The 25,137-nt window shown below is 68.2% G+C and carries 22 protein-coding genes and 2 tRNA genes; 10 read left to right on the top strand and 14 right to left on the bottom strand.

Annotation, left to right across the window (positions count from 1 at the left end; genetic code table 11):
• Positions 1-965, top strand: a 965-nt coding sequence (locus QSG27_RS11235; RefSeq protein WP_306706080.1) for a YjbH domain-containing protein, incomplete at its 5' end; no start/stop codon positions are given.
• Positions 966-983: 18 nt separating this feature from the next.
• Here the strand turns inward: QSG27_RS11235 and QSG27_RS11230 are convergent.
• Positions 984-1,616, bottom strand: coding sequence for a hypothetical protein (locus QSG27_RS11230; RefSeq protein ID WP_306706078.1), 633 nt, complete (start codon positions 1,614-1,616; stop codon positions 984-986).
• 342 nt (positions 1,617-1,958) lie between these two features.
• Between QSG27_RS11230 and QSG27_RS11225 the strand changes: the two genes are divergently transcribed.
• On the top strand, positions 1,959-2,123 hold the full coding sequence (locus tag QSG27_RS11225) for a DUF1328 domain-containing protein (protein ID WP_149467551.1): 165 nt from the start codon (positions 1,959-1,961) through the stop codon (positions 2,121-2,123).
• Between the two features lie 191 nt (positions 2,124-2,314).
• On the opposite strand, the gene QSG27_RS11220 is transcribed toward QSG27_RS11225, so the two are convergent.
• The gene (locus QSG27_RS11220; RefSeq protein ID WP_306706075.1) at positions 2,315-3,010 is read right to left on the bottom strand and encodes a sigma-70 family RNA polymerase sigma factor; all 696 of its coding nucleotides are present in this window, start codon (positions 3,008-3,010) and stop codon (positions 2,315-2,317) included.
• Positions 3,011-3,521: 511 nt separating this feature from the next.
• On the opposite strand from QSG27_RS11220, the gene QSG27_RS11215 reads away from it, so the two are divergent.
• Positions 3,522-4,616, top strand: a complete 1,095-nt coding sequence (locus tag QSG27_RS11215) for a transglycosylase SLT domain-containing protein (RefSeq protein ID WP_306706073.1) — start codon at positions 3,522-3,524, stop codon at positions 4,614-4,616.
• A 57-nt stretch (positions 4,617-4,673) separates the two neighbouring features.
• Positions 4,674-5,432 carry a class I SAM-dependent methyltransferase gene (locus tag QSG27_RS11210; RefSeq protein WP_306706071.1) on the top strand — a complete coding sequence of 253 codons (759 nt, stop codon included), beginning with the start codon at positions 4,674-4,676 and terminating at the stop codon, positions 5,430-5,432.
• Positions 5,433-5,501: 69 nt separating this feature from the next.
• Here QSG27_RS11210 and QSG27_RS11205 read toward each other — a convergent pair.
• The 4 genes from QSG27_RS11205 to QSG27_RS11190 form a co-directional block, all read right to left on the bottom strand.
• Positions 5,502-5,577 (bottom strand) — tRNA-Glu (locus QSG27_RS11205).
• Between the two features lie 38 nt (positions 5,578-5,615).
• Positions 5,616-5,691 (bottom strand) — tRNA-Glu (locus QSG27_RS11200).
• A 69-nt stretch (positions 5,692-5,760) separates the two neighbouring features.
• Positions 5,761-6,825, bottom strand: a complete 1,065-nt coding sequence (locus QSG27_RS11195) for a threonine aldolase family protein (RefSeq protein WP_306706069.1) — start codon at positions 6,823-6,825, stop codon at positions 5,761-5,763.
• Complete coding sequence (locus QSG27_RS11190) at positions 6,822-7,148, bottom strand: hypothetical protein (RefSeq protein WP_306706068.1); 327 nt, start codon at positions 7,146-7,148, stop codon at positions 6,822-6,824. The genes QSG27_RS11195 and QSG27_RS11190 overlap by 4 nt, the downstream gene beginning before the upstream one ends.
• A gap of 46 nt (positions 7,149-7,194) precedes the next feature.
• On the opposite strand from QSG27_RS11190, the gene QSG27_RS11185 reads away from it, so the two are divergent.
• Together QSG27_RS11185 and rpoH are read left to right on the top strand one after the other, a co-directional pair.
• On the top strand, positions 7,195-8,247 hold the full coding sequence (locus QSG27_RS11185) for an RluA family pseudouridine synthase (protein WP_306706067.1): 1,053 nt from the start codon (positions 7,195-7,197) through the stop codon (positions 8,245-8,247).
• Between the two features lie 182 nt (positions 8,248-8,429).
• Positions 8,430-9,314: an RNA polymerase sigma factor RpoH gene (gene rpoH / locus QSG27_RS11180; RefSeq protein WP_306706065.1), complete on the top strand. Its 885-nt coding sequence runs from the start codon at positions 8,430-8,432 to the stop codon at positions 9,312-9,314.
• Between the two features lie 42 nt (positions 9,315-9,356).
• Here the strand turns inward: rpoH and QSG27_RS11175 are convergent, their stop codons facing one another.
• The 4 genes from QSG27_RS11175 to QSG27_RS11160 all read right to left on the bottom strand — a co-directional run bounded on the left by QSG27_RS11175 (position 9,357) and on the right by QSG27_RS11160 (position 14,677).
• On the bottom strand, positions 9,357-9,833 hold the full coding sequence (locus QSG27_RS11175) for a hypothetical protein (RefSeq protein ID WP_306706063.1): 477 nt from the start codon (positions 9,831-9,833) through the stop codon (positions 9,357-9,359).
• An 84-nt stretch (positions 9,834-9,917) separates the two neighbouring features.
• Positions 9,918-11,960, bottom strand: coding sequence for a serine/threonine-protein kinase (locus QSG27_RS11170; protein WP_306706061.1), 2,043 nt, complete (start codon positions 11,958-11,960; stop codon positions 9,918-9,920).
• 170 nt (positions 11,961-12,130) lie between these two features.
• Positions 12,131-13,423 carry an adenylosuccinate synthase gene (locus QSG27_RS11165; protein ID WP_306706059.1) on the bottom strand — a complete coding sequence of 431 codons (1,293 nt, stop codon included), beginning with the start codon at positions 13,421-13,423 and terminating at the stop codon, positions 12,131-12,133.
• A 90-nt stretch (positions 13,424-13,513) separates the two neighbouring features.
• Positions 13,514-14,677 (bottom strand): ATP phosphoribosyltransferase regulatory subunit, encoded by a 1,164-nt coding sequence (locus QSG27_RS11160; protein WP_306706057.1) that lies wholly within the window; start codon positions 14,675-14,677, stop codon positions 13,514-13,516.
• A gap of 292 nt (positions 14,678-14,969) precedes the next feature.
• Between QSG27_RS11160 and QSG27_RS11155 the strand changes: the two genes are divergently transcribed.
• The gene (locus QSG27_RS11155; RefSeq protein ID WP_306706056.1) at positions 14,970-16,679 is read left to right on the top strand and encodes a hypothetical protein; all 1,710 of its coding nucleotides are present in this window, start codon (positions 14,970-14,972) and stop codon (positions 16,677-16,679) included.
• Positions 16,680-16,805: 126 nt separating this feature from the next.
• Complete coding sequence (locus QSG27_RS11150; RefSeq protein WP_306706054.1) at positions 16,806-18,281, top strand: TrkH family potassium uptake protein; 1,476 nt, start codon at positions 16,806-16,808, stop codon at positions 18,279-18,281.
• Between the two features lie 191 nt (positions 18,282-18,472).
• Here the strand turns inward: QSG27_RS11150 and QSG27_RS11145 are convergent, their stop codons facing one another.
• Both QSG27_RS11145 and QSG27_RS11140 read right to left on the bottom strand, forming a co-directional pair.
• A complete protein-coding gene (locus tag QSG27_RS11145; RefSeq protein WP_306706052.1) occupies positions 18,473-19,633 on the bottom strand; it encodes a phosphoserine transaminase in 1,161 nt (386 codons plus the stop codon).
• A gap of 73 nt (positions 19,634-19,706) precedes the next feature.
• On the bottom strand, positions 19,707-20,843 hold the full coding sequence (locus tag QSG27_RS11140; protein WP_306706050.1) for a sialidase family protein: 1,137 nt from the start codon (positions 20,841-20,843) through the stop codon (positions 19,707-19,709).
• Between the two features lie 317 nt (positions 20,844-21,160).
• Between QSG27_RS11140 and QSG27_RS11135 the strand changes: the two genes are divergently transcribed.
• A complete protein-coding gene (locus QSG27_RS11135) occupies positions 21,161-21,751 on the top strand; it encodes a hypothetical protein (RefSeq protein WP_306706049.1) in 591 nt (196 codons plus the stop codon).
• 250 nt (positions 21,752-22,001) lie between these two features.
• The gene (locus QSG27_RS11130) at positions 22,002-23,012 is read left to right on the top strand and encodes a radical SAM/SPASM domain-containing protein (RefSeq protein WP_306706047.1); all 1,011 of its coding nucleotides are present in this window, start codon (positions 22,002-22,004) and stop codon (positions 23,010-23,012) included.
• A 9-nt stretch (positions 23,013-23,021) separates the two neighbouring features.
• Here QSG27_RS11130 and QSG27_RS11125 read toward each other — a convergent pair whose 3' ends face one another.
• Together QSG27_RS11125 and QSG27_RS11120 are read right to left on the bottom strand one after the other, a co-directional pair.
• Positions 23,022-23,600 (bottom strand): manganese efflux pump MntP, encoded by a 579-nt coding sequence (locus tag QSG27_RS11125; protein WP_306706045.1) that lies wholly within the window; start codon positions 23,598-23,600, stop codon positions 23,022-23,024.
• 131 nt (positions 23,601-23,731) lie between these two features.
• The gene (locus tag QSG27_RS11120; RefSeq protein ID WP_306706043.1) at positions 23,732-25,069 is read right to left on the bottom strand and encodes a YihY family inner membrane protein; all 1,338 of its coding nucleotides are present in this window, start codon (positions 25,067-25,069) and stop codon (positions 23,732-23,734) included.
• Positions 25,070-25,137: the final 68 nt, after the last annotated feature.

Genomic DNA, 25,137 nt, shown 5'->3' with positions numbered 1-25,137 from the left:
TCACCCTGTCGCGCCGCGAGGTGGAGCGGGCCGCCCGCAAGCGCGGCAGCCCGGAGGAGATCGGACGCACCGCCCGCGTCGAGCGGTCCGCCGGCCCGCCCCCCGCGTGGCCGGCGCGCGTGGCCCTGACCGTGGCTCCGACGGTGGAGGCGAGCCTGTTCGAACAGAGCGCCCCGCTGGTCCAGCGGACCTACAGCGACGCGGTGCTGACGGCGGAGCCGCTGCGCGGGCTGGTCCTCAGCGGCGGGCTGCGGGTGAACGCCGGCCACAACCTGCATTTCCTCGACACCAACGCCATCCCGGCGGCGGAACCGGTGCGCAGCGACCTGCCACGCTACGCCGACCGCGTCGCCGCGGTGGAGCGGCTGTACGGCGCGTGGCTGGCCGCTCCCGCCGAACGCTGGAGCACGCGCCTGTCCATCGGCCATTTCGAGGAAATGTTCGGCGGTGTCGGAGCGGAGGCGCTGTACCGCCCGCTGACGGCGCGCTGGGCGCTGGGGCTGGACCTGAACCGCGTCTGGAAACGCCCGCCCGATGAAGCGTTGCGCATCGCCTCCGAAAGCGGGCGGAACACCGGCCATGCCAGCGTCTATTGGGAGGCGGCGGGAGCCGCCACGACGGGCGTGCTGCGGCTGGGACGCTATCTCGGCGGCGACTGGGGCGGCACGGTGGAATTGATGCGCGCCTTCGACGGCGGCATCCGCCTGTCCGCCCATCTGACCTGGACGGAAGGTCCGGAGGGCGGGCAAAGCCGCTACGGCGGGCGGCTGGACCAGGGGATTGCGCTGGTGGTGCCGTTCAGCCCCGGCGGGTCGTGGCCGCCGGACGGGCGGCTGGCGACCGCGGTGCGCACCCTCGGACGCGACGCGGGGCAACGGCTGCGCCAGCCATTGCCCCTGTACGATGCGTCGGTCCCGGCAGGCTATGGCCGCCTGACGGGATCCTGGCCGCGGCTGATGGATTGACCCGCGGCGGCGGAAGGATCAGCGGACCTCGGAGATCGTCCCGGTGCTGGTGTCCAGAAGCACAGTGCTCCAGGTGCCGTTGGCCGACTGGGCCTCCGCCATGTAGTTCTCGCCCTGCTTGCGGAAGTCGCGGACGGAGGTGAAGCCGGCTGCGCTGAAGTAGTTCAGCAGCGAGGTCTGCATCAGCTCTTTGCGGTTCTGTCCGCGCTCGGCGCGCCGGGTCGTGCTGGGATCGACGTTCATGATGACCTGCCGGTTGCCCTGCATGGTGCCGGTGGCCGATCCGGTGGTCCCCATGGCGCCGCTGTTCGGCATGGCGTTGTTCATGGTGCCGGTGGAGCCGTAGGTGCCGGGAGTCCCATAGGTGCCGGTGCTGCCATAGGTGCCCGCGGCCCCCGCGGCGCCGCTGCTGCCGCTGGTCGCCCGGTCAGGCATGCGGCTGTCGGGCATCCGGTTCTGGGTCCGGTTCTCCCAGGGATCGACCTGGGTGCCGGGCAGGCTTTCCACCTGCGGGCTGGTGGTCGGCAGGCCCGACGGGCTGGAGCGTTCGTAGGGAATCGGCGGCGCGTTGTTCTGATAGGACTGGGCCATCGCGGCGGGGGCGCCCGCCAGGGTCGCGGCGAGAACGGCGAGGGACAGTTTGGCGTTCATGGCTTCCTCTTCTCTCGATACGGCGTCTCGCACCGGCGGAGCGGCGCGGCGCCTTTTTGCCCGCAAGGCCGGAACCGAGCAGGCCGGCGCCTCCGACAACAGCGGTCGCGGGCCGTTGTTGCGGTCAAGCCAGCGGTATCGGGCAACGGTATCGGAATCGTCCTCCCCCGTTTGGAACCCGCCCTACCCAAAAAAAGCCCTTTGCGGCGGCGGCGTCCGGGAACCTTTCAGTCGGACGCCGTGTTCTGCACAGTACTGATTGCTCTTCACAGAGTAGGACGTTCAACAGACTGCGCGCCGGACGAGCCGTCACGCGCTTCGGACCGAGCGAGGGAGGTTAGGATGCTCTATTGGGCACTTGTTTTCTTCGTCATCGCGCTGATCGCAGGCGCACTCGGTTTTGGCGGAGTTGCGTCGGCCTCTTCGGGCATCGCGCAAATCCTGTTCTTCCTTTTCCTTGTCCTGTTCGCCGCGAGTTTGATTCTGGGCCTGGTCAGGCGCCGCTAGACCCAGCCCCGCCCGGGCCTCTCCGGGCGGGCGTTTTCCCGCCGAGCGCCCGCATCCGGCCATCGCGTCTCGGAAGGCCGGATGCGCGAGTACCCCCAAAGCCTCTCGATGTTAGCCTCGCACCTGACCGGCAACGCCCCATCCGGAGCGTTGCCGGTTTCTCTGTGCGGGCACCCGGAAACGGTGAGGACTCAATCCTCGTCGGTCGGGCTGTGCCCTTCCATGAGCTGGCGCAGGGCGCGCCGCCCGCGCGACAGGCGCGACTTCACGGTGCCGATGGAGATGCCCAGGATGTCCGCGGCCTCGCCGTAGGAGATGCCCTCCAGCCCGATCAGCAGGACCACCTCCCGCTGCTCGGTCGGCAGCAGGCCCAGCGCGCGCTTCAGGTCGCGCAGTTCCAGCCGGACGAACTGCCCGCCATGGGCGGCGCCGATGGCCGCCTGCCCTTCCCCGTCGATGTCCACCACGGTCTGGCGGCGGCGGATGCCGTTGATGTGCAGGTTGCGCAGGATCGTGAAGAGCCAGGCGCGCAGGTTGCTGCCTGGCCGCCACAGATGCAGGCGCGACAGGGCGCGTTCCAGGCATTCCTGGACGAGATCGTCGGCCAGCGTGGCGTCCCGCACCATGGCGCGGGCGAAACGGCGCAGGCGGGGGATTTCCGCCTCGATCTGCGCGATGACCGCCGGATCGGGGGGCGCCAGCGGTGCGGAGACCTCCTCCGCCTCGGCTGCGTCCTCGGCCTCGGCGCCGTCATCGGCCTCGTTCGCAACGTTCAACTCGTCCTCGTCCGCCCGGCGCTTTCCCAACACCGGTTCGAGGGCGGCGGGGTCGAGCGGCGCGGGGCTGCTTGCCGGACGGCGCAAGGAACTCGCGACGTGGTTCGCCATCGGTGGAACGCTGCCTCCCTATGTACCGAAAGATGTGCCGATCATTGCGGGCGTGTCTGGGAACGCCCGAACCATCGCTCCGGACCCCGCCTTGCGCCGAATGCGCCCGGGGCATAACCGGATTCTCCAACGACAATCGTCGGTCCTTCAGTACGTAATGGCCCACCCTTGGGGCTGCCAGTTGGGAAAAAGGCTAGGACCCTGCACAATTTGGCGAGATTACCTCTAACATGCCGCGGATCGTCCGATTGCTCCCGGAACATTCGATCGGGGACGATGTATTGTCTCCGGACATACGGGAGGCTTCATGACTTTGCTCAAAAGGAAAAGGCCGGCTGGCTTTCACCAACCGACCTCGAATCTCCTTTGCGGGACAGCCATGTCCATGGCCAACGATGAATTCGTTCATTCATCCATCCGCAGGTCCGCTGCCAGCGGTTCTTCTTCTCTGTATAGGCGGCGTTTCCGTCCCTTAGCGGAAGTCTTATTTCATTATGGTCCGCTTCCTCTCTTGACCCGGACCATATCGCGTTACGTCTTTCGCGGACAGCCGGACGTTGGCGCTAGCACGGCCTTCTTCCCGCATACGCCGAAAGACCGGTCACCTCCACCCATCGGCGAAAGGCGGTTCCGGACGGCGAAAACCGCGGCGGCGCTGGCCGCCGGCGGGCTGCTCGCGTCCCTTCTGACCGCCCTGCCCGCGGCGGCCCAGACCCCGGTTTTTCAAAGCTCGTCCGAGCGCACCGTCCGTGCCCTGGAGGCGCTCGCCAGCAAGGGCAGCGCCCGCGCCCAGTACGAGCTGGCGATGCGCTACGAGGTGGGGAAAGGCGTGAACCGCGACGAGCGGCTGGCCCTCTCCCTCTATTGCCGGGCGGCCCGTCAGGATTACGCGGAGGCGGCCTACCGCGCCGGGCGCATGCATATGGCGGGACGGGGCGCCGTGTCGAAGGACGAGGAACTTGGCCGTTCCTGGCTGCGCCGCGCCGCCCTGCTGGGCAACGAGGACGCCATGCAGATGGTCAAGCCGGCCGGCACCAGGAGCGCCGCGGCCACGGGCAAGGCGCCCGACCGCTGCGAGCCGCCGAGCGTGCGCTGGGGCGTGATCCGCATGCCGCCCAAGGAAATCCGCGCGATGGTCGCCAAGATGGCCCCCACCTACGGCCTCGACCCGGAGCTGGTGCTGGCGGTGATCGCCGTGGAATCGGGCTACCGCGTGGACGTGGTGTCGGAAAAGAACGCCATGGGGCTGATGCAGCTCATCCCCGAGACGGCGGAGCGCTTCGGCGTGACCAAGCCCTTCGACCCCGAACAGAACCTGCGCGGCGGCATGAAGTACCTGCGCTGGCTGCTGGCCTATTTCGACGGGAACGTGACCCTGGCTCTGGCCGGCTACAACGCGGGCGAGGGGGCCGTGGTCCAGTACAAGGGCGTTCCGCCCTACCGCGAGACCCAGGACTATGTGGTGAAGGTTCACAGCGTCTATCCGCGCCGCGTCCATCCCCACGACCCCGGCGTGGTGCGCTCCGCCGGCCTTCCCTCCGCAAGGCAGGAGGAGGTGGCCGAGTTGAGCACCGCCACCCGCACGGGCGCCTCCGCAAAACGGTGAAGCGTTCCCGCCGGCCTTTCCCGTATCATGCGGCAAGGCCGGCAACGGGGATCACCGATGAGCAGCGCAGACTGGACAAATTCCGACAAGCATTACTGGCACCAGTACATCGACACCTACCGTCAGGCCTTCCAGACGCTGGGCCCGGTGCGGATCATCCTGGAATACGGGGTGTTCCGGGGTGATTCGATCCGCTGGCTGCGTTCCCAGTTCCCGGACGCCTTCATCATCGGCGCCGACATCCTGGAACCGCAGCCGGAATGGCCGCAGGACGACCACATCCAGTATGTGCGGTTCGACCAGAACGATCCCGACCACATCGGGCGCAGCCTGCGGGCCAACGACATCCGGTTCGACCTCATCATCGAGGACGGCAGCCACATCCCCCAGCATCAGGCCTGGTGCCTGACCCAGTCCCTGCCCCATCTGCGGAGCGGCGGCCTGTACATCCTGGAGGACATCCACACCTCGCACCCGGACCACAGCCTCTACCGGGCCTACTGCTCCGATTACCCACAGCCGCCAGCCACCAGCCTCCAGGTGCTTCTCGCCCTCCAGCACATCCGGGCGACGGGAGCGCCCCTGACCGACGCCATGGCCGCGGATCTGGCGTCCAAGGATTTCTTCACGGCGGAGGAGGTGAAGGCGCTGCACGCGGACATCGCCGGGATCGAGCTGTACCGGCGCACCCGGCTGCCCCTGCGCTGCTACAAATGCGGCGGCAGCGATTACGACTACGCGGCGCTGCGCTGCCGCTGCGGCGTGCCGCTGTACGAGACGGCGGACTCCATGTCCTTCCTGATCCGCAAGACCTGAGGGAGGATGTGCCAAAACGACGACGGCCCGCCGAAGTGGCGGGCCGTGGATCGTTGATGCCGGAAAGGATGGCGTCCCCTAGGGGATTCGAACCCCTGTTACCGCCGTGAGAGGGCGGTGTCCTAGGCCTCTAGACGAAGGGGACCTTCATCGGGCGATGCTCGGTTGCCAGCCGAACGAAAGTGGCGTCCCCTAGGGGATTCGAACCCCTGTTACCGCCGTGAGAGGGCGGTGTCCTAGGCCTCTAGACGAAGGGGACAGTCTTTCGTCGTCTGACGACGTGGCGTCGTCGGCGTGGGCGGGGTTTTAGCGAACCCGCCCTACCCGATCAAGCCTTTTCTGACAGATCCTTTGCGATTTTCAGAAAAGAGTTCACGACGGCCTGCGGCGTGTCGAAGGCGGTGACCAGACGCAGCAGATCCCCCTCCCAGCGGTAGAAACGGTAACCCGCCGCCTCCAGCCCGTCGGCCACCGCGGCGGGCAGGCGCACGAAGATCTCGTTGGCCTCCACCGGATGGGCCAGTTCCGCCCCCGGCAGCGCGGCAAGGCCCTGGGACAGCCGGTCGGCCATGGCGTTGGCGTGGCGGGCCAGCCGCAGCCACAGGCCATCGGCCAGCCAGGCGTCCAACTGCGCCGACAGGAAGCGCCCCTTGGACACCAGATGCCCAGCCCGCTTACGGCGGAAGCCGAAATCCTCGGCCAGGGCGGGGTTGAAGAACACCACCGCCTCGGCAGCAAAGCAGCCGCCCTTGGTGCCGCCCAGCGACAGCACGTCCACCCCGGCCTTCCAGGTCATCTCCGCCGGGGCGCAGCCCAGCCGGGCCACCGCGTTGGCGAAGCGCGCGCCGTCCATGTGCACCGCCATGCCGTGGGCGTGCGCCGCGTCGCACAGGGCCGCCACCTCCTCCGGACGGTAGACCGTGCCGGCCTCCGTCGCCTGGGTCAGGCTGAGGGCGGCGGGCTGCACCCGGTGCACCACGCCGATGCCCGCCCCGGCCACCGCCGCGGTCAGGGTGGCGGGCGTCAGCTTGCCGCCCTCCCCGGCCAGCGGCACCAGCTTGGCGCCGCCGGTGGCCATCTCCGGCGCGCCGCATTCGTCGACGTTGATGTGGCTGTCCTGGTGGCAGTAGACCGCCCCGAAGGGCGGGATCAGAGCCGACAGGGCCAGCGCGTTGGCGGCGGTTCCCGTGGCGACCGGGAACACCGTCACCTCCGCTTCGAAGATGGCGGACAGGCGGCGGGTGACGGCGGCGGTCAGCGGGTCCAGCCCATAGGGATCGGCGGAACCGACCGAGGCCGCGGCCAGAGCGTTGATCACCTCCGGCGCGGCGCCGGCCACGTTGTCGCTGCGGAAGTCGTGGATGAATGGAGCGGTCATGGCATCGGTGTTCATCGCGCGGCGGCTCCGGTGGTGACGGTCACGGCGACGGCGCCGGTGCGCGGGTCCATCACATAGAGGCGGTCCGCGGCGTCCGGTATGGTGACGCGGAACACGATGCGGTTGCCCACCGCCACCGGGTCTCCCAGGCGCGCGCCCGCCGGCAGGCCCAGCGCGACCTCCTCCGTCTTGCCCGCAGGACCGGCGGCCCGTTCGGTTTCGGCGCCGGACCGGCGCTCCGGATCGTTGATGCGCTTGTAGAGTTCCACGCCGAGGATCGCGAAGCCGGCGATGATCATCACGCCCATGATGACGATGAGTGCCTTGAGGAACTGCACGGTTTGGGGTCCACTCTCGCGCGAATGTGAGGAGCTTTGCCGAACGATGCCCGAACGCACCGAAATCGACGACGATGACGACGAATACACCGGAACGGAGGACGGCGAAACCGGCGAAGGCGCGCGGCACCGCTGGACCGCTCCGGACGATGCCGGCGGGCAGCGGCTCGACAAGGCTCTGGCGGCGGGGCTTCCCGGCCTGTCGCGCTCGCGCGTGCAGGCGCTTCTGGAGCGCGGCTGCGTGCAGGACGGGACCGGGCGGACGGTGACGGACCCCTCCGTAAAGGTCAAACGCGGACAAACTTTCGACGTTTTCATACCCGAAGCTGAACCTGCACAGCCCGAAGCCCAGGACATTCCCCTGGACGTGGTCTATGAGGATGAGGACGTGTTGGTGATCGACAAGCCCGCGGGCATGGTGGTCCACCCCGCCGCCGGCAATCCGGACGGCACGCTAGTCAACGCCCTGCTCGCCCATTGCGGCGACAGCCTGTCGGGAATCGGCGGCGTGCGGCGTCCGGGGATCGTCCACCGGCTCGACAAGGACACCAGCGGCCTGATGGTCGTCGCCAAGAACGACCGGGCGCACCACGCGCTGACCGAGCAGTTCGCGGGCCGCACGCTCAGCCGAACCTATCGGGCGCTCGTCTGGGGCGTCCCCTCCCCCCGCGAGGGGCGGATCGAGGGCAACATCGGGCGCAGTTCCACCGACCGCAAGAAGATGGCCGTGGTCAGCGGCGGCGGAAAGCACGCGGCCACCCGCTACCGCGTCGTCCGCTCCTTCGGCACCGCGCTGGCGCTGGTCGAATGCACGCTGGAGACCGGGCGCACCCACCAGATCCGCGTGCACATGGCGCACATCGGCCATCCCATCGTGGGCGATCCGCTCTATGGCAAGGGGCGTGCCGGACGCGCCGGCGGCAAGCACGCCTCAGCCCTGCCGGAACCCCATCGCGAACGGTTTGTTGGCTTTCCACGGCAGGCGCTGCACGCCGCGGAGCTGACCTTCCGGCACCCGGCGACCGGGGAGACGGTCCGCTTCCAGGCACCCCTTCCCGCGGATATTAAAGATTTGTCAGATATCTTAGAATCCCTATAAGCCCCTATACCCGCGCGGGGAAGTCGGTTATTCTTCGCGTCAACCGCCGCCACCGCTCACGCTTGCATCCGGAAGCATCCCCGGCGGATCGGACGGGCAAGCGGGCGGGGAACCGGCACAGAACAGAGAACGGCCGTGTGCCCGGCAGAAGGCACGAACAGCAGCCGTCGGAGAGGGTCAACATGGCGACGATATCCAGCGTTCCGGTCATCAGTTCCGAAAGCAACCTCTCGCGCTACCTCCAGGAAATCCGCAAGTTCCCCATGCTCGCGGCGGAGGAGGAGTACATGCTGGCCAAGCGCTGGCAGGAGATCGAGGATTCGGAGGCCGCGCACAAGCTGGTGACCAGCCATCTGCGGCTCGTGGCGAAGATCGCCATGGGCTACCGCGGCTACGGCCTGCCGCTGTCGGAGCTGATCTCCGAAGGCAACGTGGGCATGATGCAGGCGGTGAAGCGGTTCGACCCGGACCGCGGCTTCCGGCTGGCGACCTACGCCATGTGGTGGATCCGCGCGGCCATCCAGGAATACATCCTGCACAGCTGGTCGCTGGTGAAGATGGGCACCACGGCGGCCCAGAAGAAGCTGTTCTTCAACCTGCGCCGCCTGAAGGGCCAGATGCAGGCCATCGAGGAAGGCGACATGTCGGCGGAGCAGGTGCGCCACATCGCCACCACGCTGGACGTGCCGGAGCAGGACGTCGTCAACATGAACCGCCGCCTGGGCGCCCCCGACCACTCGCTGAACGCGCCGCTGCGCGCCGACAGCGAGGGCGAGTGGCAGGACTGGCTGGTGGACGAGACGGCGAACCAGGAAATCTCGCTGGCCGAGAGCGAGGAGCTGGGCAAGCGGCGCAAGCTGCTGTCCGCCGCCATGGAGAACCTGAACGAGCGTGAGCGCGACATCCTGGTGGAGCGCCGCCTGCGCGACAACCCGACCACCCTGGAGGATCTGTCGCAGAAGTACGGCATCAGCCGCGAGCGCGTCCGCCAGATCGAGGTGCGCGCCTTCGAGAAGCTCCAGAAGGCCATCCGCAACGCCGCGGTGGAGCAGAAGCTGGCTGGGTGACGGTCCCCTCCCGCCCCTCTCCCCCACGGGGAGAGGGCTCCCTTACGCCCCCGCGGCTTCCGCCACCGCGTCCTGCTCGTCCGGCGGCAGACCGCCCGACTCGTCGAACAGGTCGCCGGCCACCTCCGGTCCCCATTCCTGGACCAGGCCGACCTTCACGTCCTTCAGCGCGCCGACCCGCTTTTCCGCGCGCATCACCTCGAAATTCGCCACCATCGGCGGAATCCCGAAATAGAGCGCCCAGCCGATCGCCGCAGACCCGTACATGACCAGCCAGGCCAGCGGGTCCATGAAAATCTTGCCGGCGGCGCCGATGGTGTGGCTGTGCTTCCACAGCTCGATGGCGTAGGGCATGCAGCCGCAGAAATTCAGTCCGCCCACGGTGATCGGCGCCGACTTCTCCGGGTCGCGGTCGGTGACGTAGGCGACCATGGTCGGGATCATGCCGATGCCGAACAGGATCGAGGTGGGCAGCACCACCAGACCCGCCGGGATGATCAGCAGGATCAGCGTCAGCATGCTGCCTTTGCGTTTCTTCTTCTTCCCGCCGCTCTTCCCGCCGCGCGCCATGGGTACACCCGATCCTTGATGTGAAGGCCGCCGTCAGAAGGCGAAGAAGAGGATGATTCCGCCGACCAGGATGGTGGACAGCAGGCTGGACACGATGGCCGCCACCTGCCGCCCGGACGATTCGATGATGCTGTTCCGGTCGCCGATGCTCTGCCGCAGCTTGTTGATCTCGGCGTCGGCCTCGCGGTAGGCGATCTGCGCGGCCTCGAACTCCAGCTTGTCGCGGCGCAGCGATTCCGGATCGTCCACGATTTTCAGCAGTTCGCCAAGCCGACCGTTGTGGGCCGCGGAATCGGCCTGCTTGCGCACGGTCTCCTGCTGCGGGCGGCTATGGAAGCGGCGGAAGGCCGGATCGAGCAGAGCCACCACCCAGGCGGCGAGGTGCGACAGCGAATCGGTGGCGGTGCGCGCCTGCACGTCGGCCAGGATGGTCAGCATGGCGATCACCCGGCGCATCGGCTCGATGCTGGAGCCGAGCTGGGTGTAGAGCATCTCGTCGGTCCGCCGGTGCCGCACGGCCAGAAAGGCGGCGACGTGGCGGTCGATGGGGTCCTTGTGCCGCTCGCCGCCCGCCGCCATCCAGTCGAGCGCGCGCAGCAGTTCCGCCGGGGAGGTCGGCATCTGCTTGGCGACCAGCGGGCTGATGCAGGGCATGGTGGGGTTCATCTCGTACAGGACGCGCTCCACCCCCAGCCCGTGGCCCGTGCGGTCCAGGAAGCCGCGGATCTGGTCGAAGTTCTGCACCATCGGCACGAACTCCGGCTTGAAATCCGTCTGGACGCTCACCCAGAACATGGGAAGCTGGTTCGCCAGCACCTCCGCCGACGGCTGCGGCGACTCGTTGCGCAGGAAAGCGTCGGCCAGCATGGTGCCGATGCCGTCGGGCATCATCGCCTTGCCGCGGTAACGGATCGGCGCACCGGGGTCCAGCGCCATGCAGACGCGCGACACCAGCCGCTCGGCCATGCTGCCACCCTTGCCGGTGGTCGAGGCGGTCTGCACCGCGTTCGCCACCGCCTCCGCCCGGGCGTCGTCGCCCATGGAACGGCGCAGCCACTTGTCCAGCTCCCCGCCCTCGATGACGGTGGCGGCGGGAGCCACATGGCGGGCGAAGGCGCGGGCCAGCGTCCGGCAATGCCAGTAATCCTGGCCCTGGAATTCCAGCGGACGCGCGGCGCGGCGCGGCACCTGCGGCTGCTTCGGGCTGAGGCGGCGCCCGGCCACCCACAGGTCGAGGTCCTGGAGCGACCAGCGCTGCTTGGGGTCGTCCACCAGCAGGCCGCGGATCACCTCGTTGATGGCCAGCGGCAGGCGCATCTGCCCGACCAGCGCCGGGTAGGACCCGCGTTCGATCTTCGCCTGGAGGATCGCCTCGTCCTCCAGCGCCGCCACCGGGTTGCGCCCCAGGAACAGCAGCAGCAGCGTGACGCCCAGCGAATAGAGGTCGTCGGCCATGGTGCCGGTGCCCCGCCCGGCGGGGGAAGCCATGCCGCGCTCCACCGTTTCCAGCAGGACCGACTGGCCGTAGCCGGGCGGCGTGGACAGGCACTCGCCCAGCATCAGGGTGCTGGAGGCCAGATCCCGGTAAAAGAGGTTGGTCGGGCGGATCGCGCCATGAACCACGCCGCGGCCCGACAGCTCCTTCAGGGCGGAGACCAGCGGGTTGATGATCTGGCGGGTCAGATGGTCTTCGGGGATCGGGTCCGCCGGTTCGGTCAGGCTGTGCATCAGCCGTTTGCCCGCCGGACGCTCGAAAATCATGCAGAGGCGACGCCCCTGACTCGCCGGCCAGTCCACCATGCCCCAGTCGAGCAGGCGCATGTGGGCCTGGTTGTCCAGGCTGGCGACGGTGGCGGCGATGTCGGTGCGCGCCAGCGTGGCCCCGTGGCCGATGATGGCGAAGGCTTCGGACCGCTTGTCACGCAGCGGCTTGGCGGTGAAGGCGTTGCCGCCGATGCTGTTGAGCGCGGCCAGCGGCGCGCTCGGCAGGATCTCGTACCGTTCGGCCAGCTTGACCGGGTCGGCGTTGGCCATCATCCGATCCGCGGCGGCTGCGGTCATGGCATCGGATGGCATGGCGTTCGAATCCCCGGAGCCTGCGAGCGTGTGCCAGCCTTAGTCGCTCGAAAAGGGCAAACAAATCATTAACGTGGAGAGAAGTGGTTGCACCGGGCCCCCACCCACCCCTCCCCCTGCGAAGCGGGGGGAGGCCGGGAGGGGGGCCGACGCGACCACCCCAACAACCATCAATCCTGGAACGGATCGTTCATCAGGATCGTGTCGTCGCGCTCCGGGCTGGTGGACAGCAGGGCCACCGGGGCCTGGATCAGCTCCTCGACATGGCGGACGTACTTGACCGCCTGGGCCGGCAGCTCCGCCCAGGAGCGGGCGCCCTGGGTGCTGTCCTTCCAGCCTTCGAAGGTCTCGTAGATCGGCTCGACGCGGGCCTGGGCGGCGGCGTTGGCCGGCAGATAGTCCAGCTCCTGCCCGTCCAGACGGTAGCCGACGCACACCTTGATCTCGTCGAAGCCGTCCAGAACGTCCAGCTTGGTCATGGCGATGCCGTCGATGCCGCCGGTCTTGATGGCCTGACGCACCATCACGGCGTCGAACCAGCCGCAGCGGCGCTTGCGGCCCGTGACCACGCCGAACTCCTTGCCGCGCTGGCCGATCAGCTCGCCGATGTCGTCGAACAGCTCGGTCGGGAACGGGCCGGAACCGACTCGGGTCGTGTAGGCCTTGCAGATGCCCAGCACATAGCCCACCGCGCGCGGCCCCATGCCGCTGCCCGCGGCGGCGTTGCCGGCCACCGTGTTGGAGGAGGTGACGTACGGGTAGGTGCCGTGGTCGATGTCGAGCATCGAGCCCTGGGCGCCCTCGAACAGGATGCGCTTGCCGGCGCGGCGCAGCTCGTCCAGCGTCTTCCACACGACGGAGGCGTAGGGCAGCACCTGCGGGGTGATCTCGCGCAGCGGGTCCAGCAGGTCCGCCGGCTTCATCTCCGCCGCACCCAGACCGCGGAGCAGCAGGTTGTGGTGGGCCAGCAGGGCGTCCACCTTCTCCTTCAGCACCGCCTCGTCGCCGAGGTCGCACAGGCGGATGGCGCGGCGGGCCACCTTGTCCTCATAGGCCGGGCCGATGCCGCGGCCCGTCGTGCCGATCTTGCCGGCGCCGCGGGCCTCCTCGCGCGCCTTGTCGAGCGCGCTGTGGACCGGAAGGATCAGCGGAACGTTCTCGGCGACCTGGAGCGTGGCGGGCGACACGTCCACGCCCTGGCTCTTGATCGCCGTCACTTCGCGGATGAAGGCCCAGGGGTCGAAGACGACGCCGTTGCCGATGATCGACAGCTTGTTCGGCCGCACCACGCCCGAAGGCAGCAGGCTCAGCTTGTACGTCACGCCGTTGATCACCAGCGTGTGGCCGGCGTTGTGACCGCCCTGGAAGCGCACCACCACGTCGGCCCGGCTGGACAGCCAGTCGACGATCTTGCCCTTGCCCTCGTCGCCCCACTGGGCGCCGACCACCGCCACGTTGGCCATGTGTGTCTCCGCAAAAAAAGAAGGCAGAAAGAAAAGGTTGCCCGTGCCAAGGCTCCCCCGCCCCTGCGGGGGAATCCTTATCGTGAAGTCTCAAGCCAGCGGCGTGACCGTGCCGCCGTTCAGAAGATGGCCGCAGCTCAGCCGCCGGGCCTCCGCCGCCGCATCCGCCACGGGGGCCAGCCCTGCCACGGTGACCCAGCCTTCGGCGCGCAGCTTGCCCGCCGCCGCCCAGGCGGTGCCGTGCGGCACGTAAACGCGCCGGACCGGTTCCGGCGCCGGAACGGCGCGCAGGAGCGTGTCCATGTAGAGGGTGAAGCCGGTCCCCGGTTCGCCCTCCTCCTCCAGTTCCGGACGCACGCCGGCGCGGTAGCGCCCGCCCGCCCCCAGCTCGCCGCGCACGTCGCGGGCGAACAGGGTGAAGCTCAGGCCGGTCTGGTATTCGAAGCCGCGGTGCTCCACCAGATCGACGGTGATCGTCAAATCGGGGCGCGCCGCGCGCAGCAGGCGCAGCGTGTCGGTCAGGCGGCGGCGGTCCTTCTCCGCCGTTTCCGGCAGGGGCAGCGCGGCCAGCACCTGCATCGCGCGCTCCGCCGGGCCGGAGGCGGCCATCAGCGTGTGCAGCAGCGTGGCCGCGGGACCGCCCACGGCGGTCACCGCCGCGGCGTCCTTCTTGTCCAGCGCCTCGCGAAGACGGGCGGTCTCCTCCTCGCCCAGACCCAGGCCGCGGCAGACCCGCGCCACCATGGTCGGCACGCAGAGGTCCACCGACAGATGCCGCACCCCGACCCCTTCCAGGGCGTGGGCGGCGAGCAGGATCACCTCGGCGTCCGCCTCGGCCTCCAGCGGGCCGATCAGCTCGACGCCGACCTGGGTGATCTGCCGCTCGGGGCGGAGCTGCGAGCCCTTCACGCGCAGCACCGGCCCGGCGTAGCACAGCCGCACCGGGCGGGCGCCGTTCTTCAGGCGGGTGGTGGCGATGCGCACGATCTGCGGGGTGATGTCCGCGCGCACCGCCATCATGCGCTGCGACAGCGGGTCCATCAGCCGGAAGGTCTGCTTCGCCATGGCGGCGCCGGAGCCGGACAGCAGATTGTCCTCGAACTCCACCAGCGGCGGCTCCACGCGCTCGTAGCCGTGGGCGGTGAAGTCCGCCAGCAGGCGCGCCACCGCCGCCGCTTCGTGCGCCGCTTCGGGCGGCAGCACGTCGTGCAGGCCGGCGGGCAACAGGGCGGAGCTCAGGGAATCAGCGGGCATGGCCTGCGTCGTCTCGTCGATGAATGGGCAAACCGTCGGCATGGCGAACGCCCGCAAGGCCTTGGGGACATGCGGTGCTCGGACACACGGAGCGGGTCAATACCCCACCCCCCTTCCTCATGCAAACGGAAAAGCCCCGCGGCCCGTGCCCGTCACCCCTGCGCGGACGACAGGCGCCTTGCCGGAAAGGTTCGAAACACCAGCGCATTCCGATCGAATCTTTGTTGAGTTCGGCACGATATGTCCGGCATCCTGCGACCATACGCGCCAGCAGAACCGGGACCATGGCGCCATGGCACGCCCGTCCGCCAGCTACGAAGTGCAGATCTACAAGCAGGACCACTGGGTCCTGGAAGGCCGCTTCGACACCGAGGCGGAGGCGCTGGCCTTTGGCCGCAAGGTGCTGTCCGGCGGCAAGGTCGAGGGCATGCGGGTGTTGCGCGACTGGCGGCGCGCCGACGGACGCCATGTCGAGACGGAAATCCATGTGGAGTTCCGTCAGGTCTCCCGGACGGTGGCCGCCGCCGCCATCGACGAGGCGCCGGCGGTCTGCCTCACGCTCGGCCACTGCTACGGCGTGCAGAGCCGCATGACCATGAACCGCGTGCTGCGCAATTACGTGGAGCGCGCCGTCGTCACCCCGACCGAGGTGCTGCACAACCACGCGGAACTGGCGCGCCTCCTGAACACCGACAACCTCGTGCCGACCGCGGTGGGGCGGGTCGCCGTCCTCCAGGCGGAGAAGGCCGGGACGGACGGGCGCGGGCGGCGCGACGCCCTGAACCTGCTGATGCACGAACTCACCGACCGGGCGCGCGTCGCCGCGGCGCGCAAGGATCTGCCGGCCATCGCCGCCACCGGCTTCCGCCCCATGTTCGACCGGCTGGATTCCAGCCTGCCGGCGGAGGAGCGCGACTTCCTCGCCCGCGTGGTCCTGTCGCGCGAGCTGGTGCAGATGCGCAACTGGCTGGCCAAGCTGGATTTCCTGGGGGAGCTGGCGCGGGAGGACGGGGGAGCCGCCGACCGGCCGCTGGTGGTGCTGGACGGGGTGATCGCCGACGTTCTGGGCGCCCCCTCCGTCGCGCAGGAGCTTCTGGGCGCCCAGGGCAGCCTGGCGGAGGCGCTGTGCAACCTGATCGACCTGTCGCGGGGCCGCCTGTCGCCCGCCAGGCGGGCGGAGGACGACCGCGCCGTCCAGTTGAACGAGCTTCTGGCCTTCCACGATCTGGACGAAACGCGCTTCGTCATCCTGGATCTGGTGCGCCGGCAGTTGAAGGGAACCCAGCCGCTCTACCGCCCCGACCCGTCGCTGGAGATGGACGCCTTCCAGGAGATCCTGAAGCGCACGCTCGGCCCCGACGGCCCCGCCGGGGGCGGCGCGATGGCGGAGGCGCTGGTCCTGCGCTACCTGCGCTTCCTGGAGGGCGGCGGCGCGCCGGGGCGCAAGCAGGCCATCGCCGAGGTGACCGACCGCATCCCCGACGCGGCGGGCCGGGTGCGCTTCCTGATCGCGCTGGCCGACTCCGAGCTTGGCCGCGGCCATGCCGGGGACATCGCCCGGCTGCTGCACAGGATGACCGGCAAGCCGGCGGACTATGGCCGCTTCATCCACCCCCGCCTGCCGCCCCGCGACAATCTGGAAGCGCTGACCCTGCTCTATTGCCAGGCCGCCGAATCGGCCCTGCCGGAGGAGACGCGGACCCGCCTGACCGGCGACCTGGACGAGCTTCTGGTGGCCTACATCACCGGGGACCGGGTGGTGGAGCGGCTGGACGATCCCGGCGACGCGCTGCGGCTGCGGGCGAACCGTCTGGTCCAGGTCTGCGTGCCCGGCATCCTGCGCAGCCGGCGGGCTCTGGAGATGGTTCGCCAGCGGGTGGTCGCCCATCTGCGCCAGCCGCATTTCGACCGGAAATACGTGGAGGACCTGCCCGACGCCGCGTCCCAGCAGCGCGCCCTGCGGGAGTTCCACCGCATGTTGGGAGAGGCCGGTTTCGTCTGACCGTGGCGGGGCCTGCCATGCCATCGGAAGCCGATGGACAGCGCCGGCCCCTTTGGCTAATCAGCGCAGGACGGCGGGGAAGGAACGGGGCGACGCCGCCCCTCCGCGGCAACGAAGGGCATATCCTTGGGCAATGGCGTTGGCAGCGGAATTGCGCTGGGTCCGGTCTTCCACATCATCGGCATCCTTCTGACCGTGCTGGGGCTCGGCATGCTGGTGCCGGCGCTGGCCGACGCCGCCGTGGGCAACCGCGACTGGACCGCCTTCGTCGGCTCCAGCGCCGCCACGCTGGCGGTCAGCGGGGGCATGGTCCTGGCGACGTCGCGCAGGGAGCACGCGCGCTTCACCGTGAAGCAGCATTTCCTGCTGACCACCCTGTCCTGGTGCGTGCTGGCGCTGTTCGGCGCCCTGCCCTTCATGATTTCGGCCGCCCGCCTGTCCTTCACCGACGCCTATTACGAAGCGATGTCGGGCCTCTCCACCACCGGGGGCACGGTCATCGTCGGGCTGGACAACGCCCCGCCGGGGGTCCTGCTGTGGCGGTCGCTGCTGAACTGGTTCGGCGGGGTCGGCATCATCGTCATGGCCATCGCCGTCCTGCCCATCCTGCGGGTCGGCGGCATGCAGCTGTTCCGCACCGAGTCCTCCGACAAGAGCGACAAGCCCTTCGCCACGGTGCAGGACACGGCGGGGGCCATCGCCATGACCTATCTGGCGCTGACCATCCTGTCGGCGGTGGCCTATCATCTGGCCGGGATGACGTGGTTCGACGCGGTCAACCACGCCATGGCCTCCATCGCCACCGGCGGCTTCTCGACCAAGGACGCCTCGCTCGGCTGGTTCGACTCCCACGCGGTGCTGTGGGTGGCGACCTTCTCGATGATCTGCGGGGCGCTGCCGCTGACCTGGTACATCCGCACGCTGCGCGGCCAGCGCGGCGCGCCGGTCTTCGGCGACAGCCAGGTGAACGCGCTGCTGGCGATCCTGCTGGTGGCCACCATCGCCATGACGGTGTGGGCCTTCGCGGTGGTCGGCCTGCCCTTCCGGGACGCGCTCAGCCATTCGGCGGTGAACGTCACCTCGATCATCACCGGGACGGGCTTCATCTCCACCGACTATTCGACCTGGGGCGGTTTCGCCATCGTCGCCTTCTTCTTCTTCTTCTTCATCGGCGGCTGCACGGGATCGACGGCGGGGTCCATCAAGATCTTCCGCTGGCAGGTGCTGGCCCTGTCGATGCTGAACCAGATGCAGCGCATGCTGAAGCCGAACCGCGTGCTGGTCCCGCTCTATCAGGGGAAGGTGCTGGACGAGGACGTCATCGGCTCGGTCATCAACCTCGCCTTCTCCTTCATGGCGGCCTTCGGCATCCTGTCGCTTCTGGTCGCCGCGATGGGCGTGGATTTCCTGAGCGCGGCCAGCGCCGTGGCCTCGGCGTTGGCGAACGCCGGGCCGGGGCTGGGGCCGGTGGTCGGGCCGTCCGGCACCATGGCGCCCCTGCCCGACGCGGCGAAATGGGTGCTGAGCTTCGCCATGCTGCTGGGCCGGCTGGAGGTCTTCACCGTGCTGGTGCTGATTCTGCCGAGCTTCTGGCGGGATTGAGCGGAAGAGGGAAGGAACCGCTCTGGAGCGGTTCAACCTCGCAAACGATCCAAAATCTGCCGGTTGTGATTCGCGCCACCGAAGAAAACGGCGAGAGTCCTGACTTCAAGTCAGCGAGATCGAGGTCTTTACGGTCATGCTTCGCCCTCCCCCGCCAATCAGCTGCTGCCCAGTGGCACCGACTTCAAGACTCAGCGCCCGAAGGTCTCCGCCTTGACCGTGGCGAAGGCCCAATCGAGCCAGGGCAACACCGCCTCCATGTCCTCGTTCTCCACCGTGGCGCCGCCCCACAGGCGCAGGCCCGGAGGGGCGTCGCGGTAGGACCCGGCGTCGAAGGCGGCCTCCTCCTTCTCCAGCAGCGCGGCGAGCTTCTTGGCGAAGTCCGCCTGGGCCTCGGGCGGGAGCGCGGTCACCTCCGGATCGGTGAAGCGCAGGCAGATGGCGGTGCAGGAGCGCACCGACGGCTCCCCCGCCAGGAAACCGGCCCAGGAGGAGTTGGCGACCCACTCCGCGACGATGCGCAGGTTCTGCTCCGACCGGCGGATCAGTTGCGTCAGGCCGCCGACCGACAGCGACCAGCGCAGCCCGTCGATGGCGTCCTCGACGCACAGCATGGACGGCGTGTTGATGGTGTCGCCGACGAAGATGCCCTCGATCAGCTTGCCGCCTTTCGCCAAACGGAAGATCTTCGGCAGCGGGCGGTCGGGCTGGTAGCTCTCCAGACGCTCCACGGCGCGCGGGCTGAGCACCAGCATGCCGTGCGCGGCCTCGCCGCCCAGCACCTTCTGCCAGGACCAGGTGGCGACGTCGATCTTGCTCCAGGGAATGTCCATGGCAAAGGCGGCGGAGGTCGCGTCGCAGATCGACAGCCCCTCGCGGTCCGCCGGAATCCAGTCGCCGTCCGGCACCCGAACGCCCGACGTCGTGCCGTTCCAGGTGAACACCACGTCGCGGCTGAAATCCACCTGCGACAGGTCCGGCAACTCGCCGTAGGGGGCCTGGATGGTCCGCACGTCGGGCAGGCGGAGTTGCTTGGTGACGTCGGTCACCCACTCCTTGCCGAAGCTCTCCCAGGCCAGCATGTCCACGCCGCGGGCACCCAGCAGGTTCCACAGCGCCATCTCCACCGCCCCGGTGTCGGAGGCCGGGACGATGCCGATGCGGTAGTCGCCGGGGATGGCCAGCACGGCGCGCGTCAGGTCGATGACCTCCTTCAGCTTCGCCTTGCCCGGCTTCGACCGGTGGGAGCGGCCGAGCAGAGCGCCGTCCAGAGCGTCCAGCGACCAGCCGGGCCGCTTGGCGCAGGGGCCGGAGGAAAACAGCGGATTCGACGGCCGGCGGGCGGGCTTCATGGGCACTCTACTCCCCGAAACATGGGATTGCGGTATGGCCGCGGACGATAGGAGTTGCGCCGGGACCCGTCAATCAGCCGCTCACGCGCAGCAGCGTCGCCTGGATGTGCCGCGTGCCCGCCGCGTCGCAGATGTAGCAGCAGACCGCGACCCGCCCGTCCGCCAGCACGGTCGCCCAGGGATAGCCGACGTCGGGCGACGGCGCGTCGTCACGGAGAACGATCTCCGGCGCGTCCTCCAGCGTCTCCCGCCGGCTGTCCCAGACGCGGGCGCGCACCCCGTAAGGCGCGTGGCGGTAGCCGTAGACGACCAGCAGCCGCCCGTCCGGCAGCGGGCAGGCGTCGTAGGGGTGGCCGACGACGGCGTTCTCGATCCAGGGCGCCCAGCTTTCCCCCAGATCGTGGGAGACCGAGGTGGCGAGACGGTCGCCCAGCCCGGTGGTGCGGTGGAAGGCGACCAGTTGTCCGTCCGCGGTCAGATGCAGCGCGGTTTCGCAGAAGCCGGCCCGCCCCGCGGGGTCGCGCGCGATAGTGCTGCGCAGGGTCCAGCTTTCCCCCTGGTCGCGGGAGGCGAACAGGTAGCTGGTGTAGGGACCGCCCGTGTAGGTCGCCATCAGCAGCGTGCCGTCCGGCGCCTCCACCGCCCGCCCGCGCACGGCGCCGCCCAGCATCGGGCGCAGGCCAGGCAGGATCGCCCCCTGGTCCGGCAATTCCGGCAGATAGCGGGGCGCCGACCACAGCCGCCCGCCGTCGTCGCTGAAACGGGTGCTGCCGCCCCAGAACAGGAAGAAGGTGCCCGACGTTTCCGCGTTGCCCAGCAGATGGACGCCCTTCTCGCGCAGCCGCAAACCGTGGCGCGCCGACATCGGGTACCAGCCGAAACTGCCCATGACGATCCGTCCGGAGCGCAGCACCAGCAGGCTCGGGTCCTGGTCACCCGCCTCCGGATCGGCGGGCAGAAATTGCGGCGCGCCCTCCGGCTCGAAATCCGGGGTGAAGCGCTGGATCGCGAGGTGGGAGCGCGAATCCACATGATCGACGCTGGTGAAGTCGCCGTTGCCGTCCGCCGGTTCTCCATGCAGCCAGCGGTGATCGCGGGCGCGCCGGAAGGCCACCAGCACCCGCCCGTCGGCCAGGGTCGCCGCGGACGGGAAGGACGCGTAGAAGCGCCGGTCGCTGTAGACAACGCGGTGCGAGAGAATATCGAGCATGCCCCAGAAAATCCGCCTTAGAGCCCATCAAAACGGGCTTCGTCCAGCTCCTTCCGAAACTGAACCTTGTTGCGCGGCATCGTCAGATCCCGCAGAAACACTGGAATGTTCCTATTCCTGTATCATTTCAGGGCGGCTGAGGATAGCGCGTAATCAGGGACAATTTTAATGGCCACCCCACCACGACTGTTCTGAAACGCCGAATCCGTCCGATCAAGTTGCCAACGATCATGTCACTTCCATTCCCAAACATATTGGCATGACACGAACTTTACAAATCGGACCAAGAAATGTACAATTCTGGCAGGAGGATTATCATGACAGCCTCATCAAGAAGATTTTTTCTTGCAACAGTCAGCATCTTTGCCGGCGCAAGTGCTTTATCGGGGGTTTCTCAGGTCGCCGAGGCAGCCGGCGTCAATGTTATCAGAATATCTCAGGATATGCCCGCCTCCCCCGCGCTCGACACTTTGATGCTGATGACGGAGGAAAGCAGGACGAAAGGACCCGTTTTTGTTCTTTCGTATGACAATCCCAGCAACCCCATTTATCGAAAATATCAGCATGTCATGAGTTATGTTTTCAAGGAGAATGGGTACAACGGCACGATACTTCTGGTCGATTTGCGCGCACACGCGGCTCTGCCATTAGGGCACTCTTTCAAAATAGAAAAAGAAGAAAGACGCGTTGAAATCTTTGCAACGGCAATCGTCAACGGAGAGATCATAAACAATGTGGTCACAACGTCTTTCCAGGCAAGAGGGAATTCCGGAAAAAATTACAACGTGACCCTCAATGGAATTTCGATTTCACAGGAAGGCCGGTCGGACGATGAATTCAAGAGCGCGCTCTATCAGGCCGTCACAAAGCTATACACCGGCGCGTTTGAAAAATTCCGGTCAAAGTAGCCAAAGAGACTGTTCAAAGACGTGCATTTCCGACCCATTCCAATCCACCACCCCCACGAAGGCGCCTTCACGGGAATGATGGACTTGGAAACGAAGCGATGATCCGGCGAGGTTCCCAAACAGTCCTTTCGCGCCCGCCACGGAGGGCGTCCCGCCAATGTCCGGTTGCCGGAATGAAGGATTCCTTTACGGGGCGCGTGATCCCCTGATAGTCACGCTCCATTCCCACCTGCCCTCTCAGGCGAAGACCATGACCGAAGCGACCGCCCCCGCGAACATTCCCTACGGCCGCCACCACGACCGCAACGATCTGTCGCAGGTGCTGCCGCTGACCACGCCCTTCTCGCTGCTGATCGACCCGTCGAACGGCTGCAACTTCCGCTGCGTCTTCTGCGCCACCGGGAACCCGGACCTGCTGAAGGAGGTGGGACGCCCACGCGGCGCCATGAAGTTCGACCTGTTCCGCAAGATCGCCGACGACATCGCCGAATTCGACGCGCCGATCAAATCCGTCCATCTCTACAAGGACGGCGAGCCGCTGGTGAACACGCGGATCGAGCACATGGTCCACCTGCTGAAGTCCCGCGGCCTGGCCCGCCACGTCGAGATGACCAGCAACGGCTCGCTGCTGACGCCGGAACGGGCGGACGCTCTGCTGGCCGCCGGGCTCGACGCCATGCGCGTGTCCGTCTACGGGGCCAGCGACGCCATGTACAAGCGCGTCACCCGGCGCTTCGACCGTTTCCAGACCATCGTGGACAACGTCGCCTACCTGCACCGCCGCAAGACGGAGCTGGGCCGCAATTTCCACCTGCACTGCAAGATCATCAACGTGGAGCTGACGGAGGAGGAACGGCTGTCCTTCATCGACAGCTTCACGCCGATCTGCGACAGCCTGTTCGTCCATCCCGTGCATGGGGAAACGCTGGCCGAGGACAGCGCTTTCGCCGCCGCCCCGGACACGACACGCAAAGTCTGTTCGGAGCCGTTCCTGAAGCTCGCCGTCAATTTCAACGGCGAGGTGTCGGTCTGCTGCGCCGACTGGCGCATGGGGACCATCGTCGGCAACGTGGCCGAGGAATCGCTGCGCAGCATCTGGAACGGTGAGCGGCTGCGCGACTTCCGCCTGAAGCATCTGGAGGGCCGGCGCGAGGAGATCGACGCCTGCCGCGGCTGCGACTATGTGAAGACCCTGCCCGCCGACAACAACCTGGACGGCTTCGCGGCGGACCTCGTCGCGAAGTACCGGACGCCGGTGTAACGGCCCTTCTCAAACCCAGAGCGTGTGCTCGGCCAGGATCTTCACGCCGATGGCGATCAGGCCGAGCCCGCCGATCAGCTCGGCGCGCTGGCCGAGCAGCGGGCCGGCGGCGCGGCCCATCAGGACGCCGCCCGACGACAGGCCGAAGGTGACGGCGCCGATCAGCAGGCACACGCTGACGATGTCCACATCCACCACGGCCAGCGACACGCCGACCGCCGCCGCGTCGATGCTGGTGGCGACGGCGGTGAGCAGCAGCGGGCCGAACGCCGTGCGCCCGCCGCAGCCGGCACGCTCCGCGTCCTCCTCCTCGTCGCCGAACAGGCTTTCCCAGACCATCTTGCCGCCCACCGCCAGCAGCAGGACGAAGGCAATCCAATGATCGATGTCCTGCACCACGGTGGCGAAGGTCAGGCCGAGCGCGAAGCCGATCAGCGGCATGGCGAGCTGGACCCCGCCGAAGCAGGCGCCGACGCGCACCGCCTCCCACAGGCCGGGGCGGCGCAGGCAGGCGCCGGTGCCGAGCGCCGCGGCGAAGCTGTCCATCGACAGGCTGAAGGCGAGAATCAGGGCGGTCGCAAAGGTCATGGCGCGGTGGAGCCGGCGGCTGGGAAGGACGCCGCGACCGCTACCAGACTGTGAACAGCTGTTCAAACATCAACGGAGAGGCCGGCGCGTCCGTGAGGCGAATGGCCGCAGACCGTCCGTGAACCCAGCCTTTACGGACGCCGCTTCGCCCGCAGGGGCACGGCGCCGGAGCCCTCTCCCTTGGCGTCCTGGGCTTCCGGTTCCAGGGGACCGGTTTCCAGGGGACCGGTTTCCAGGGGCCGGTCGGACAGCAACTCTTTGATCGGCACGCCGAGGATGTCCTCCTGGTTCCGTTCCGCCTGCTCCAGCAGATGGGCCGTGCGGTCCTGCCAGGGCAGCTCCAGCCCGCCCAGCCCGCGGACGGAGCCGCGCAGGCCGATGCCCAGCGCCTTCATCAGGTCGTAGAGTGTGGCCTCGCCGAGGTCGCGGGTGACGACCCAGGCGTTGTGCGTGGTGTGGGCCACCCAATGGGCGTCGCGAAGCTGCTCCAGAATGCCGTCGATCAGCACCGTCCCCACCGGCACGCGCCCGACCAGCGTGCGCCGCCGCAAGCCCACGCCCAGCCGCGTTCCCTCCAGAAGCTCGTGCAGGACGGCCAGCGCCAGCCCCAGCCGCTGGGCGGGCAACAGGCCCTCCGGCCCGCCGCGGGTGATCTTGCCGGCCCGCCATTCCGGCAGCGAGGCGGTGATGACCGCGCCGAACAGCACCGTGGACCAGGCGATGTAGAGCCAGAACAGGAAGATCGGCACGGTCGCCAGCGCGCCGTAGATGGTCTGGTAGGCGGGGAATTCCCGCATGTACATGGCGAAGCCCGCCTTGGACGCCTCCAGCAGCAGCGAGGCGACCGCCCCGCCGCAGGCGGCGTCCATCCACCCCACCTCGCGGTTCGGGATGATGACGTAGAGCAGCGTGCAGCCGACAAGTTGCAGCGTGAAGGGCAGGATCGCCCCGATTCCCACCAGCGGGTCTGCGAAACCTTCCAGATGGGCGAACTGGAGCACCGCCCACAAGGTGCTGGACAGCGACAGGCTGGCGCCGGCGAACAGCGGGCTCAGCGAGACCACCGCCCAGAAGGACAGGATGCGGGTGACGTAGGAGCGCGGTTCCCGCACGCGCCAGACGGTGGCGAAGGACCCCTCGATGGTCCAGATCAGCAGGACGGCGGACATCGCCAGCCCGACGATCCCGAACACCGGCATCTGCCCGGCGTTGGCCATGAAGGCCGCGAGATATTGCAGGATGGCGTCGCTGTTCTCCGGGACGAGGTTCTTGAACAGCAGCGTCTGGATGCGCGATTGCAGCGCGTTGAAGGCCGGGAAGGCGGAAAAGATCGCAAAGCCGATGGTCATCAGCGGCACCAGCGCCAGCAGCGAGGTGTAGGTCAGCGACGCCGCCGTCTGGAAGCAATTGTCGTTGTAGAAGCGCATGGCGGAATAGGCGAGGAAGCCGCCGATTTCCCGAATCCGCACGAAGGGGCTCCACGCTCCTTTCGAAGTGCCTTCGGTTTCAGCCACAGGACGCCTCCCGCCTTGGTTTG

Source organism: Azospirillum isscasi, from assembly GCF_030849505.1.
Taxonomy (GTDB): Bacteria; Pseudomonadota; Alphaproteobacteria; order Azospirillales; family Azospirillaceae; genus Azospirillum; species Azospirillum isscasi.
Note: the sequence above shows the minus strand (reverse complement) of the source record. Positions and strands in the feature narration are given on the sequence as shown.

Coding starts and splice junctions, on each gene's coding strand:
- QSG27_RS11230 (WP_306706078.1), bottom strand. CDS start 1,616: ATGAACGCCAAACTGTCCCTCGCCGTTCTCGCCGCGACCCTGGCGGGC.
- QSG27_RS11225 (WP_149467551.1), top strand. CDS start 1,959: ATGCTCTATTGGGCACTTGTTTTCTTCGTCATCGCGCTGATCGCAGGC.
- QSG27_RS11220 (WP_306706075.1), bottom strand. CDS start 3,010: ATGGCGAACCACGTCGCGAGTTCCTTGCGCCGTCCGGCAAGCAGCCCC.
- QSG27_RS11210 (WP_306706071.1), top strand. CDS start 4,674: ATGAGCAGCGCAGACTGGACAAATTCCGACAAGCATTACTGGCACCAG.
- QSG27_RS11195 (WP_306706069.1), bottom strand. CDS start 6,825: ATGAACACCGATGCCATGACCGCTCCATTCATCCACGACTTCCGCAGC.
- QSG27_RS11185 (WP_306706067.1), top strand. CDS start 7,195: ATGCCCGAACGCACCGAAATCGACGACGATGACGACGAATACACCGGA.
- rpoH (WP_306706065.1), top strand. CDS start 8,430: ATGGCGACGATATCCAGCGTTCCGGTCATCAGTTCCGAAAGCAACCTC.
- QSG27_RS11175 (WP_306706063.1), bottom strand. CDS start 9,833: ATGCTGACGCTGATCCTGCTGATCATCCCGGCGGGTCTGGTGGTGCTG.
- QSG27_RS11170 (WP_306706061.1), bottom strand. CDS start 11,960: ATGCCATCCGATGCCATGACCGCAGCCGCCGCGGATCGGATGATGGCC.
- QSG27_RS11165 (WP_306706059.1), bottom strand. CDS start 13,423: ATGGCCAACGTGGCGGTGGTCGGCGCCCAGTGGGGCGACGAGGGCAAG.
- QSG27_RS11160 (WP_306706057.1), bottom strand. CDS start 14,677: ATGCCCGCTGATTCCCTGAGCTCCGCCCTGTTGCCCGCCGGCCTGCAC.
- QSG27_RS11155 (WP_306706056.1), top strand. CDS start 14,970: ATGGCACGCCCGTCCGCCAGCTACGAAGTGCAGATCTACAAGCAGGAC.
- QSG27_RS11145 (WP_306706052.1), bottom strand. CDS start 19,633: ATGAAGCCCGCCCGCCGGCCGTCGAATCCGCTGTTTTCCTCCGGCCCC.
- QSG27_RS11140 (WP_306706050.1), bottom strand. CDS start 20,843: ATGCTCGATATTCTCTCGCACCGCGTTGTCTACAGCGACCGGCGCTTC.
- QSG27_RS11135 (WP_306706049.1), top strand. CDS start 21,161: ATGACAGCCTCATCAAGAAGATTTTTTCTTGCAACAGTCAGCATCTTT.
- QSG27_RS11130 (WP_306706047.1), top strand. CDS start 22,002: ATGACCGAAGCGACCGCCCCCGCGAACATTCCCTACGGCCGCCACCAC.
- QSG27_RS11125 (WP_306706045.1), bottom strand. CDS start 23,600: ATGACCTTTGCGACCGCCCTGATTCTCGCCTTCAGCCTGTCGATGGAC.